Source organism: Marinomonas gallaica (assembly GCF_049821165.1).
Lineage (GTDB): Bacteria > Pseudomonadota > Gammaproteobacteria > Pseudomonadales > Marinomonadaceae > Marinomonas > Marinomonas gallaica.
Map to the genome: position 1 here is coordinate 2523665 of NZ_CP187511.1, position 12609 is coordinate 2536273.

11 protein-coding genes are annotated in these 12609 nt (G+C 44.3%); 1 reads left to right on the forward strand and 10 read right to left on the reverse strand.

Annotation, left to right across the window (positions count from 1 at the left end; translation table 11 throughout):
* Positions 1-12: 12 nt before the first annotated feature.
* The 10 genes from yacG to nadC all read right to left on the reverse strand — a co-directional run bounded on the left by yacG (position 13) and on the right by nadC (position 9118).
* The gene (gene yacG / locus ACPUEK_RS11825) at positions 13-228 is read right to left on the reverse strand and encodes a DNA gyrase inhibitor YacG (RefSeq protein WP_067038238.1); all 216 of its coding nucleotides are present in this window, start codon (positions 226-228) and stop codon (positions 13-15) included.
* Positions 228-833 carry a dephospho-CoA kinase gene (gene coaE, locus ACPUEK_RS11830; protein ID WP_067218786.1) on the reverse strand — a complete coding sequence of 202 codons (606 nt, stop codon included), beginning with the start codon at positions 831-833 and terminating at the stop codon, positions 228-230. Before coaE ends, yacG begins: the two co-directional genes overlap by 1 nt.
* Complete coding sequence (locus tag ACPUEK_RS11835) at positions 830-1642, reverse strand: prepilin peptidase (protein ID WP_082866173.1); 813 nt, start codon at positions 1640-1642, stop codon at positions 830-832. The genes coaE and ACPUEK_RS11835 overlap by 4 nt, the downstream gene beginning before the upstream one ends.
* Positions 1620-2660 (reverse strand): type II secretion system F family protein, encoded by a 1041-nt coding sequence (locus ACPUEK_RS11840; RefSeq protein ID WP_425640876.1) that lies wholly within the window; start codon positions 2658-2660, stop codon positions 1620-1622. The genes ACPUEK_RS11835 and ACPUEK_RS11840 overlap by 23 nt, the downstream gene beginning before the upstream one ends.
* The gene (locus ACPUEK_RS11845) at positions 2657-3586 is read right to left on the reverse strand and encodes a GspE/PulE family protein (RefSeq protein WP_425640877.1); all 930 of its coding nucleotides are present in this window, start codon (positions 3584-3586) and stop codon (positions 2657-2659) included. The genes ACPUEK_RS11840 and ACPUEK_RS11845 overlap by 4 nt, the downstream gene beginning before the upstream one ends.
* A 9-nt stretch (positions 3587-3595) precedes the next feature.
* Complete coding sequence (locus ACPUEK_RS11850; protein ID WP_425640878.1) at positions 3596-4042, reverse strand: pilin; 447 nt, start codon at positions 4040-4042, stop codon at positions 3596-3598.
* Positions 4043-4112: 70 nt separating this feature from the next.
* Positions 4113-4865 (reverse strand): putative metalloprotease CJM1_0395 family protein, encoded by a 753-nt coding sequence (locus tag ACPUEK_RS11855; protein WP_425640879.1) that lies wholly within the window; start codon positions 4863-4865, stop codon positions 4113-4115.
* Between the two features lie 77 nt (positions 4866-4942).
* A complete protein-coding gene (gene pta, locus ACPUEK_RS11860) occupies positions 4943-7039 on the reverse strand; it encodes a phosphate acetyltransferase (protein WP_425640880.1) in 2097 nt (698 codons plus the stop codon).
* Between the two features lie 22 nt (positions 7040-7061).
* Positions 7062-8261 (reverse strand): acetate/propionate family kinase, encoded by a 1200-nt coding sequence (locus ACPUEK_RS11865; protein WP_425640881.1) that lies wholly within the window; start codon positions 8259-8261, stop codon positions 7062-7064.
* 2 nt (positions 8262-8263) lie between these two features.
* Positions 8264-9118, reverse strand: coding sequence for a carboxylating nicotinate-nucleotide diphosphorylase (gene nadC / locus ACPUEK_RS11870; protein ID WP_425640882.1), 855 nt, complete (start codon positions 9116-9118; stop codon positions 8264-8266).
* Between the two features lie 784 nt (positions 9119-9902).
* Between nadC and aceE the strand changes: the two genes are divergently transcribed.
* Positions 9903-12569 (forward strand): pyruvate dehydrogenase (acetyl-transferring), homodimeric type, encoded by a 2667-nt coding sequence (gene aceE, locus ACPUEK_RS11875; RefSeq protein ID WP_067038228.1) that lies wholly within the window; start codon positions 9903-9905, stop codon positions 12567-12569.
* The last annotated feature ends 40 nt before the right edge of the window (positions 12570-12609 follow it).

Genomic DNA, 12609 nt, shown 5'->3' on the forward strand with positions numbered 1-12609 from the left:
TCTCTCTGCTACTTATAAGAAGGACTTATTAGGGTTAGCAACTAGGTCATCAGAGAAGATTTCATCTTCATCGGAGGTCTGTTGCGGAATCGTGTAACTTTCGTTGGCCCATTCACCTAAGTCTATGAGTTTGCATCGCGAGCTGCAAAAGGGACGATCTTTGTTCTCAGTCGACCAAGGCGATTTTTTGCCACATGTTGGGCAAGCAATTAGTGTTTTTGTTTCCATTAAGTTCTTGTTAGTAATGTGATTAATTTATTGTGCAACATACTGACTTTAACACTCAAATCTGCGCTGTTACCAGTGTTTTCCAAGATAAAATCGGCTCTACTGCAACGATCTTCGTTGCTTAGCTGCGTATCTAAAATACGTTCAACTTGAGTTTTGCTGTTGTTGTCACGTGCTACGACCCTATCTAATTGTAGACTACGAGGGACATTCAGTGCGATGGTGTATTGGCAAAGGGTATGTTGGGATGTTTCAAATAGTAGAGGATGAACTAAGAGCGCGTAAGTGCCTTTCATTGAGTCAATGTAGTGAATTAGGCGCTTACGAATGGCTGGGTGTGTAATGGATTCTAACCAAATTCGTTCGTCGGGATTTTGAAATATGATATCGCGCAATGCACTACGATTTAGACTGCCGTCGTTGTGTAAAATTTGAGAACCAAAATGATCGTGTATCTGTTTTAGACAGTGCTCACCTGGTTTAACCACCTCCCTTGCTACGTTATCAGCATCGACAAACTCAATACCGAGCTCTGCAAATAGGAGAGCTGCAGTACTTTTGCCCGAGCCAATTCCACCAGTTAAGCCAATTAACGTTGTTTTCACAAAAAATATCCTAAATAAAAATAGCCAAGAGCTGCGGTAATTAAGTAAGGGCCAAATGGAATTTTGCTACTTAGACTTTTTCTCATGACTAACGCACTTATCAGTCCTAACACAGAAGCAAGTAGCAGAATGGGAGTAAAGGCTGAAAAACCGAGCCAATATACCAAAACGGCCAACAACTTGGCATCGCCTAAACCAATGGCTTCTACGTTTCGTAACTTTAAAAATACATAGCGCAGGGAAAAAATAAAAAAGTAGGCAAATAGAGCTGCACTGATGTTGGGCAATACTTCTGAGTGTTCTCTCAATTGAAAAAGGAGAGTGGCACAGCATAGAACAACAAAGCTGCACTCGTCAGGTAGCCAATAATCTTCAGCATCTATGATCAAAGCACAGATCAATGCACAGACTAATATCAAAGTGACGCCAAATTCAGTTGAAATTGGGTACATCCAATACAAAGGCAATAGTAATGCGGCCGTAGACAATTCTATTAGGGGGTAACGAATTGAGATGTTTTGCTGGCAATGGCTACAGCGCCCGCGAAGTAATGCATAGCTAAGCAGTGGAATTAAATGGATACATTTAATTTTTCGCTTACATTTAGAGCAAATAGAGCGGCCTTGACTGAATTTCAAAGGGTCAGGTTCATAGTAGGGAAGCTCAAGAAACTCGTGGGCTTCTTTTCTCCACTCTGCCGCTGCGCGGCGTTGCCAGCGATATGTTAAAGCAGACAATGTGCTGCCTATGCAAAGAATCATTACGATATACAGCAATAAATTAATATCAAAAGCCAAGGGTATTAACATCCATTAAAGGGGCGTAAAGGGCAATTAGCGTATGGGTAACGAATATCGCAGCGATCACTATACCTAAGATTGGAAATGCTTGGGAGAGACGTTTGAGAATTGATTCATTGCGATCTTTCCAAGATCGAATCGCTTTCTCAATCGGTGTATAAAGATCGCCGCTACTTGCGAGCTGTTTTAACTGTAGTAAATCTGTTTTCATAAACCAACAGCTTGGTAAGGCTTCATCCGCTGCGGCCCCTGAACGAAGCAGCAGCATGCACCTGTATAGCTGCAGTTGGTCTTTCCCAACACTTCCACTGCACAGCTTCGAAATAGCATTTTGCAAGGGTTCACCGCTTTTTAGTAAAGCAAGTAACATGGTTAAGGTATTGTACTTTCGAAAGCTAGCGATATGTTTGCATAAAAAAGGATAAGCGTAACCAAATCCGATCCAGTAATAAAATACTAATATCGTACACGTTATACCAGCCCAAACAATTGATATCTGAATAATAGATTCGTGGGTTAATAGTTTATTGACCACCGCTAAAATCAGTGCTGCTTGGATAATGGCTGCTGGGTAGTTAAGTGATTTCAGTAATTTTTGGCTCAGTAGGATTTGGTTCGTTAAAACCTCTCGACTAACAATAAGTGCGGCCAATTTGCTTTCTTCCGTCCCTTCATTAGGGATATGGGCTGCAATCAGTCGTATACTTTTAGGCAGAAAAAAACTGAGAGCGATAGAGACACTTTCCCCCTGTTGAAGCAAGCTTCTGATCGCAATAATCTGTTGCTGCGAAGTTGCATTAAAGTGAGACTGCTCTTGAGTCATTAAGGCGCTTTGAAGGCTGTGACCATTCTCACATAAGCGGATGACTTGATTTAACCAATGCAGACAAGATGATGGTTTAAAGGGTCTAAGATTGATTTCTCTAATAGCTTTGGTAGAGATTTGGTTAACAACGGCAAATTCGTAAGCTTCGGATTTATACTGGAACGGTAAAATACATTGTTCAGAAATGAAGAACCATTTCATGGTGCTTTACCCTCTAAATGTTCCCATAGAGTTGGTTGCTCTATAAGTGCTTCGTAACATGTGGGAAGCCGTTCATCCCACCTAGGTTGTAAGCAGTTAAAAATAGGCATTTGTTGTCCATGTATGTACTGCATAGATTGATGAATGACGAGTTTCAAGGTGCTAACCAAAGCAAAAAAATCTACATTCCAGTTTTTACAGCGATGGACTATATTGAGGGCGCTGTTGGTGTGCAGTGTTGCCATAACAAGATGACCTGTTAAGGCGGCGGAAATGGCTAAGTCCGCTGTTTTTGCGTCCCGTATTTCTCCGACCATAATAACGTCAGGATCTTGTCGCATAAAGGCTTTTAGCAAATCATGCGTGCTGATATTTAAAGACGTATCAGGCTCAAATTGATACAAAGAAGCCATTGGTTGTTCTACTGGGTCTTCTATTGTGTATATCGTGCGTGAACCATCATTTATATAACTAAGGCAGGAATACAAAGTGGTTGTTTTACCGGATCCTGTGGCGCCACACACAAGTATCAAACCATAGGGTTGCGTAATGTTCTGCTTCAAGGCACTTAGAGAGTGCGGATTCATTCCAAGCGTATCAAGGGAGCGGTTGACAAACGGCGTTAGGATTCTTAGCGCAAACTTTTCACCATGCTCGGAATTCATAATGCTGACACGGATGCAGTATTCATTACTTTGGTAAAGGTGATTAAATTGACCTTCTTGGACTCGCCTGGTTTCTGCAATATTTAGTTCGGCTGCAATCTTGATCCTATTGGCAAGTGACGCACCATTAATGAATGACTCCATTTCGCTTAATAAGCCAAAGCAACGCCACCGAATGCAGGCAACGCCATCTTGGATTAATACATGTACGTCCGAAGCTTGTTTCTCTATAGAGATAGACATTAAGTGATCTAAATTCATTGTTAGTCCCTAATCTTGAGAGAAGGCGTTGCATTGGCTGGGGATCAAGCTATCAGTGAGTGTGGAGTCGCATAACCACTGACCAGTATTGGCGCGAGAAAATCGAATGAACTGGTTTTCTTGTATGCCAATATCGTCATTTAGGCTGATGGTTATCGTGCCTTGTAAATTATCGACTTTAGTCAGGGATACACTTTTTATCAGCTCAACTGACGAGTGATCAGGTTTGAATGTGTTAAATGCAGAAGTATCAGGAAATTCAGAATGGACCAGTAAGTGTTCATCCACACTGCTGGTGACAGTATTGCCGTAAAGCTGAACATCAACTAAGTTGGCTTTAGCAATATGTTTTTCAAAAGAAGGGGCGGCGAACGAAGCCAAAATCGAAATGATCGCGATCACGACCATAAGTTCAATTAATGTAAATCCAGATCGATAAGTGTGTGTGTTTTGCATCAAAAGTTCCTCCATGAACAATAATGGTTTTGTTCACTTACATCCTGTAAGTGGTTGTTGGTTTTCTTTTTTAAGCGACTAAATCAATGTTCGAGCCTGATGTATTTACCTCCTTTGTAGCATTATAGGCGGATGCGAGTGTTGATCGATTAAATGCTGAAGCATTATTGTTACTAGCATCGACATCGTCGCCACGCGCTTCTTTCGAAAGATCGGCCGTGGCTTCAGACATTTGCTGTTGTGCTTCATTTGCGACAGAGCGGTCCGCACTTGAAGGTTCAGCTGGCGCTAATGCGGCGCGATATACTTGACGCATTTTATCGATGGTAGCTTGCGGGTCATTTGCTATTGGACTTACGTCAATAGAGACTTCACCATCCGTTATATAGCGTTTCCCGTCAGGGCCTTGTTCATAACTGTATGAAGGGCTGCCAGCGTATTGTCCACCAGTTGATGCATGAGCTTGCTCATGGATACGGACTTCTTCATCACGAGCTTTCAAGCGATCAACTTCTTGTTGCTCTTCCTCTGTTAAAGTTTCATCTGACTTTTCGTCTGCAGGTGTATCAGTATTGTCAGAATCGTCTTTTGATTGAGTTTCATCAGCAGCGGATGAAGATGATTGGTCTTCTTGGTCTTGAGCAAAAAGCGCTTGCGCATCTTCTGAAACATTAACGGTGTAATCAGAATTCGCACGAACGAGCGAAGCGGATTCCGGAGAACGTTCAGTAGGCACAGTGGAGGCGTAAACATTGCCACTCGAATTCGAGCGTTCTGAAGTGAAGCGTTGAGCCTCAATTGAGTGTTGAATGCTGCCAGACATGATAAGACCATTTGAGTAGTACTTTAAATTTAATCAAACAGCCTTATTTTGTCTAGATTCTGATCAATAAAAACCGATTAATTTTGTTTTTGACCTGCTTGAATCGCGGTAATCGCAATGGTGTAGACAATGTCATCCACTAGCGCACCACGCGAAAGGTCATTAACCGGCTTTCTAATTCCTTGTAGCATCGGCCCAATACTGACCACTTCAGCACTTCGTTGAACCGCTTTATAGGTTGTGTTGCCGGTGTTCAAGTCTGGAAAGATAAAGACGGTGGCTTTACCTGCCACTTTACTATTTGGCGCTTTTTGGCTGGCCACTTTCTCCATGATCGCGGCATCATACTGAAGGGGGCCATCAATCAAAATATCAGGACGACGTTCTTGGGCAATACGTGTGGCTTCACGGACTTTGTCAACATCATTCCCGGAACCCGAGCCGCCAGTGCTATAACTGATCATTGCCACCCGTGGTGTGATACCAAATGCTTTAGCGGACATGGCACTTTCAATCGCGATTTCTGCTAGCTGTTCCGCACTCGGATCAGGGTTTATCGCACAGTCACCGTAGACAAGCACTTGGTCTGGCAAGCACATAAAGAAAACAGAAGAGACGAGACTGGAGTCTGGCGACGTTTTAATCAATTGCAGTGACGGGCGAATTGTATTTGCCGTTGTATGCACCGCACCGGATACCAGCCCATCTACATCATCCTGCTGCAGCATCATGGTGCCTAGCACTACATTGTCTTCCAGTTGCTCGCGAGCCACGATATCTGTTAAACCACGATGTTTGCGAATGGCGACCATAGGCACGACATATTGGTCACGTATCGTATCTGGATCAATGATTTCAACACCAAAATTAAGGTCAATACCATTGTTTTGAGCAATGCGTTGAATTTCATCCGGATTGCCCAGCAAAGTGCAGCGCGCGATTCCGCGTTCAGCACATATAGAGGCGGCTTGAATCGTGCGGATTTCTTCGCCTTCGGGCAATATAATGCGTTTATTTAACGCTCGAGCTTGCTCGATTAAACGGTAGCGGAAAGCAGGAGGAGAAAGTTTGCGCTCTTCGTCATTCAGGGCAAAGGTATTGATCCAGTCATGATCAATACAACGAGCGATGTGCTCTTTTACTGTTAAAATGCGCTCTTTATCATCCAAAGGGATCTCTTGATTAAAGGATTGCATCTTAATCGCCGTTTCCCAACTGTTGCTGTCCACTGACAGTATAGGTAACCCTTTCGCCATTGCTTTACCGCAAAGCGCCATCAGTGCATCACTGGGTTGATAGCCGCCGGTGAGAACCAGTGCAGCGATTTTTGTGTCATTCAGCGCCGCGATCGCTGTAGCCATAATGACATCAGTTCTGTCGCCAGGTGTAAAAACCAAAACGCCAGGGCGAAGCGCTTCTAGCATGTTTTCAACGCCACGAGCACATAAGGTGTATGAGTGAATACGGCGAGACTCCATTTCACCCGCGTTGATAACACTGGCTGTCAAAAAGTCAGCCACATCTTTTACGCGGGGTAATGTTAGCTCTTCCGAAATAGGGATTTGACCCAGCAAACTAAAATTGCGCTTGAAAATAGGGCGTTTAGCGAACGAGTCGCCATACGATTTCATGCCTAAAGATCCGGGTTGGGTTTTATTTAGGATGCAGCCAATGACGTCATCGGCTTTGATGCCGCCATATGAGCCGGCCGCAATCTCAACGTGGTGTTCGAGTTCCGTGACGCGCATCTCATTTGGCGCTGTCACCAAGACTATGCCAGCGTCAAGAGTACGAGCGATGGCTTTGTTTAAACGTGTTGCATAAGGATGACCTGGAATTTGAGCCAGCCCCTCTACAATCACTGTTGAGTCAGGTTCAATGCTCGCTTGGAATCGGCCGACTACCTCTTCCATTAGCTCATCGATTGCGTCGTTATATAAGTATCGTTCCGCTTCATAGAGAGGGATCGGGTCAGCAGGTCGCAATGAAGATCCTTGTGCGACCATGGCTGTTGATCGATCTGGGCCGTTGTCACCGGGGTGTGGCTGAGCGATTGGTTTAAAAAAGCTGGCCTTTAGTCCTTGTTGTTCTAGTGCTCGGACGAGTCCAACGGATACGGATGTTAGACCGACGCCTGGGCCAGTAGGTACAGTCATTAAAACATTGGTAGACATGAGTACGTTTTCCTTTTCGGCGTTATTCAGGGGCTGTGTCGGCAATCAAAGATAAAGTGTCTTGCGCAATGAGTAGCTCCTCATTGGTAGGAATGACCCATATACTTATATTGGAACGATTGTCGCTAATCATCGATACTTCACCGCGTGGACTTATTTGGTTCGCGTGTAAATCTAGCCAAACCCCCATCATAGCTAATCGTCGGCAAATCTTTTCGCGTATTACTGGAGAGTTTTCTCCGATACCGCCCGTGAAAACGATATGGTCAACAGACTCAAGATTGGTGGCGACGGAGGCTAAGTGTTTCGCTGCTCTTGACGCAAACATGTTTAGAGCTAATTCCGCTCGATCATCTCCTGCTGCTTGAGCTGTCTCAATTGAACGGCAATCATTTGAAATCTCAGAAATGCCCTTCAGGCCACTTTCTTTGTTTAAAATATCCAGCGCATCCTTCATGGATATGTTTTCAGCATCACTAATAAATGCTAATAGGCTGGGGTCTAGGCTGCCACTTCGGGTGCCCATCATAAGGCCTTCCAAAGGCGTAATCCCCATGCTTGTGTCAACTGATTTACCTGCTTTGATCGCGCAGACACTGGCACCATTACCAAGATGCGCAACCAGCGTATTACGCGAAGCAAAATCCGGGCCAAGAGTTGCTAGTTTTTGTGCTATATAACGGTAGCTGGTGCCATGGAAGCCATATTTCCTAAAGTTGTGCTCACGGTATAGGCGCATTGGAATAGGGTATAAATATTGATCAGCATTCAGTGTTTGGTGAAAGGCTGTATCGAACACAGCCACATGAGGAAGATCGCCGAAGAGTGCTTGTGCGACTTCGATTCCCTTGGCATGAGCAGGGTTATGCAACGGAGCGAAGCGAGCACAGTCTTTAATGCCCTCTAATACAGTAGGATTGATAACAACAGATTGGCTGAAGGTTTCACCGCCATGAACAACACGATGACCAATGCCTACTAAGTTGATAGGTAAAGTGCTGTTCGAATTAATCCAATGTTTGATAGCGGTGACTGCGCCTCGATGATCATTGTCATGTAGCGGCTGCACCGTTTTATTGCCTGCATATTTAAAAGTGATCGCGCTGTGCTCTGACCCTAGGCGCTCGGCAATACCTTCTAAAATAGGCGGGTTATCAGTGCCGTCCATTATGGCGAATTTAAGAGAGGAACTGCCGCAATTGACGACTAATATTTGTGGCATGCTTAAATGTTTTCCTCAATAACTCGAAGGGATAAATCAATGGCTTGAATATGCTTGGTAAGTGCACCCACTGAAATATAGTCGACGCCAGTCTGTGAGACATCCTTTATGTGTTGATCAGTCATGTTGCCAGATGCTTCAAACTTCACTTTAGGTGAGTAAGTGTCTACGGCTGTTCTCATGTCCGGTAAAGAGAAGTTGTCTAGCATGATGATGTCAGCCCCAGCGATTACGGCTTGCTCAACTTCCTGAAGATTTTCTGTTTCAACCTCAATCGGTTTGCCAGGTGCAACTTGCTTGGCTTGTTCAACTGCGGCCGTAATAGAGCCAGCGGCCATGATATGGTTTTCCTTAATTAAGAAAGCATCATACAAGCCAACCCGATGGTTAGATGAGCCTCCTACAGCAATGGCGTATTTTTGTGCTAATCGAAAACTAGGGATCGTTTTACGGGTATCAAGGATCGTCAATGGCTGGTTTTCTACTAACTGCGCATAGCGACGAGAGACTGTGGCGGTATAAGACAGCATTTGAATGTAATTAAGGGCTGTGCGTTCACCGGTTAAGATACTTCGCGCATTGCCTTTCAACTTAAGGAAGGCTTGATTGGGTTCTAGGTCAGCGCCTTCTTCGGCCAACCATTGGACTTCAACACTGGGGTCAAGTTGTTCAAAGACTTCATTTGCCCAAGCTTGGCCACAAAGTACAGCCGGCTCACGTGTAAGTACTTGCGCGACTAAAGTGTTTGTTTCAGGAATGAGTTGTGCTGTGATATCGCCTGAGCCAATGTCTTCCTCTAAAGCGATTTTTACGTGTTGTTGGATATGTTTTTTAAGTTGCTCTGAAAGGGGTGCCATTTCAATGTCCAGTTAGTGCGCTTGTAATTTTGATACGATTGTAACGAGTATCAAAGCTTTAGTCAGTTTAGAAATAGGTTTTGTAACATTTGTTAAAAGATGAAGTGATACCAATCATAATAAATATTGTTTATGGTTGGTATTTGCAGCGTAAATAGTCCTCTGTATGGCTCTTAAATACTTGTTGTTGCTGCTGTGAACGCCTCTTTTTTGTACAAAAAACAATCACTTTGATCGGTCGTGTAAGGGGGTATGGACGGTATCTTTACATCAGTATCTATTCCTTGGTGGCATTAGATGATAATCTTACCTTCGATTTTTGTACCAACTCACGGGAATAACGGCCACTGCGACGCAGGCTTAGGCATGCAGATCGGGCAATGGAAGCAGGTAACTTCAGTATTCATCAGCTTTGCTGAAGCTGTTAAAGTGGCATCAGTTAACGCCAAGTTTGATCCTCTGCATTACACAACAGTATGCAGAAATTGAACTGGGCAAAAGGTTTGTTAATCAAACTTTACATACGGAAATAGACTAACTCAAGATGATGAGTGGTCGATATGATTGCGACAGACATCTAACTAGAATAAAAAAGTTTGTTCACGATCAAGCGTATATTTAATAGAGCACCATAGATTAGGTTAGCTCTATCAAATGTAAGTATCGGCTGGGCTCGCGTAGTATGCGAGTTCGAAATGTCTGTTTAAACTGCTCTTAGGCTACTAAACAACCAAATGTGCCTAAGGGTTTGAGATCTGTTCTAATAGCGGGGGTTATAAACACTATGACGGAGCAGCATATCCTTGAAGATATCGATCCAACTGAAACAAAAGAGTGGGTCGATGCTCTCGAGTCTGTCCTTCGAGAAGAAGGTCCTGAACGTGCCCAGTATATTCTGGATCGCTTAAGTAAAGAAGCTGTTAAATCGGGCACTCCAATGCCTGCTTCAATTACTACGCCTTACCGTAATACTATTGCGCCACAAAACGAGAAACCTTTACCTGGTGACTTGTTCATGGAACGTCGCATTCGTTCTATTATTCGCTGGAACGCATTGGCGATGGTAATGAAAGCTAACCGAGTAGATTCTACTTTGGGTGGCCACATTACAAGTTTCTCTTCTGCAGCCACTTTGTACGACATCGCGTTCAACCATTTCTTCCGCGGCGCCAGTGAAACCCAAGAAGCCGACATGGTGTTTTTCCAAGGCCATATTTCGCCTGGTATTTATGCTCGTTCGTTTATTGAAGGTCGCTTGACTGAAGATCAAATGAACAACTTCCGCCGTGAGGTGGATGGCAAAGGGCTTTCTTCATACCCACACCCTTGGCTGATGCCTGACTACTGGCAGTTCCCAACGGTTTCAATGGGTCTAGGCCCACTACAAGCTATTTATCAAGCTCACGTAATGAAATACCAGAATAGCCGTGGTTTAGTGAACCAAGGTGATCGTAAGGTATGGGCATTCTTAGGTGATGGTGAGTGTGATGAGCCGGAATCATTAGGTGCGATTGCTCTTGCGGGACGTGAAAAACTTGATAACTTAATTTTTGTTATCAACTGTAACCTCCAGCGTCTTGATGGTCCTGTTCGCGGTAACAGCAAGATTGTTCAAGAGCTTGAAGGTGTGTTCCGTGGTGCTGGCTGGAATGTCGTCAAATGTCTATGGGGTCGCCATTGGGACCCACTATTTGAAAAAGATGATAAAGGTCTGCTTCAAAAACGTATGGACGAAGTGTGTGACGGAGAACTGCAGAACTACAAAGCTAATGGCGGCGCCTACACTCGTGAGCATTTCTTCGGTAAATACCCAGAACTGTTAGAGATGGTTAAAGATTTGTCTGACGATGACATTATGAATCTTAACCGTGGTGGTCATGACCCATACAAAGTTTATGCTGCTTATGCCGAAGCGACCTCTACTAAAGGTAAGCCAACGGTTATCCTTGCTCAAACCGTTAAAGGTTACGGTATGTTTAAGGCTGCCGAAGCACAGAATACTGCCCACCAAACTAAGAAACTGGATGAAGTGTCACTGGCTCTTTTCCGTGACAAGTTTGGTATTCCGATTAGTGATGAAGAGTTAAAAGACCTTCCTTATTACCGTCCTGCTGAAGATAGCCCTGAAATGAAGTACTTGCGTGCACGTCGTAAGGAACTGCATGGTGACTTCCCAGTTCGTCGTAAAGATTGTGAAGCACTTGACGTACCAACATTGGAAGACTTTAAAGCGCAGCTGAAAGGCTCAAATGGTCGTGAGATTTCTTCGACCATGGCGTTTGTCCGTTGTTTGAATACCATGGTTAAGCACAAAGGCATTGGCAAACGTGTTGTGCCAATTGTTGCCGATGAAGCGCGTACTTTTGGTATGGAAGGTATGTTCCGTCAGCTCGGTATTTACTCATCTGAAGGTCAGCGCTACACGCCGCATGACCATGAACAAGTCATGTTCTATAAAGAGAGTGAAAACGGACAGATTCTTCAAGAAGGCATTAATGAGCCTGGAGCGATGTCTGCTTGGCTAGCTTTGGCTACATCTTACAGCAACAGTAATTTCCCAATGATTCCTGTTTACATCTACTACTCAATGTTTGGTTTCCAACGTGTTGGTGACTTGGCGTGGGCGGCAGGTGACTCTCAGGCGCGTGGATTCTTGCTGGGCGCTACTGCTGGTCGTACGACACTAAACGGTGAAGGTCTGCAGCATGAAGATGGTCATTCTCATATCCTTGCTAGTACGATTCCGAACTGTGTGTCATACGATCCAACCTACTCATACGAAGTTGCGGTCATTGTCCAAGACGGTATTCGTCGTATGTATCAGGAACGTGAAAGTGTTTTCTATTACCTAACCGTAATGAACGAAAACTACGAGCATCCTGATATGCCAGAAGGTGTCGAAGATGGCATTCTTAAAGGTATGTACAAGCTTAATTCTGTTACGAAGAAGGGCAATAAAGAGACGGTTCAGCTTCTAGGTGCTGGTGTAATTCTACGTGAAGTAGAAGCTGCAGCAGAGATCCTAAGTGAAGAGTTTGGCGTCAACTCTGATGTATGGAGTGTGACCTCTTTCAACGAATTGCGTCGTGAAGGTTTAGACGCGACACGTTGGAATATGCTTCACCCAACAGAAGACGCTCGTCTTTCTTATGTTGAACAGTGCTTAGGTGATAAGGGTCCTGTGATTGCGTCAACGGACCACATCAAACTTTATGCCGACCAAATTCGTCCATTTGTAAATGGAACCTACAATGTTCTTGGTACTGATGGCTTTGGTCGAAGCGACACCCGTGCCAAACTACGTCACTTCTTCGAAGTGAACCGTTACTGGGTAGTGGTTTCTGCGTTGAGTGCTTTAGCGAAAGACGGCAAAGTGAAAGCTGAAGTCGTGGCTGAAGCAATCAGCAAATTTGACTTGGATCCTAACAAGCCAAACCCAGTTACCTGCTAATTTAGCGGATTAATCGGGACTGAGTCGATCTAAGATCGGC

Coding starts and splice junctions, on each gene's coding strand:
- aceE (WP_067038228.1), top strand. CDS start 9,903: ATGACGGAGCAGCATATCCTTGAAGATATCGATCCAACTGAAACAAAA.
- ACPUEK_RS11835 (WP_082866173.1), bottom strand. CDS start 1,642: ATGTTAATACCCTTGGCTTTTGATATTAATTTATTGCTGTATATCGTA.
- nadC (WP_425640882.1), bottom strand. CDS start 9,118: ATGGCACCCCTTTCAGAGCAACTTAAAAAACATATCCAACAACACGTA.
- ACPUEK_RS11850 (WP_425640878.1), bottom strand. CDS start 4,042: ATGCAAAACACACACACTTATCGATCTGGATTTACATTAATTGAACTT.
- ACPUEK_RS11840 (WP_425640876.1), bottom strand. CDS start 2,660: ATGAAATGGTTCTTCATTTCTGAACAATGTATTTTACCGTTCCAGTAT.
- ACPUEK_RS11845 (WP_425640877.1), bottom strand. CDS start 3,586: ATGAATTTAGATCACTTAATGTCTATCTCTATAGAGAAACAAGCTTCG.
- yacG (WP_067038238.1), bottom strand. CDS start 228: ATGGAAACAAAAACACTAATTGCTTGCCCAACATGTGGCAAAAAATCG.
- ACPUEK_RS11865 (WP_425640881.1), bottom strand. CDS start 8,261: ATGCCACAAATATTAGTCGTCAATTGCGGCAGTTCCTCTCTTAAATTC.
- ACPUEK_RS11855 (WP_425640879.1), bottom strand. CDS start 4,865: ATGTCTGGCAGCATTCAACACTCAATTGAGGCTCAACGCTTCACTTCA.
- pta (WP_425640880.1), bottom strand. CDS start 7,039: ATGTCTACCAATGTTTTAATGACTGTACCTACTGGCCCAGGCGTCGGT.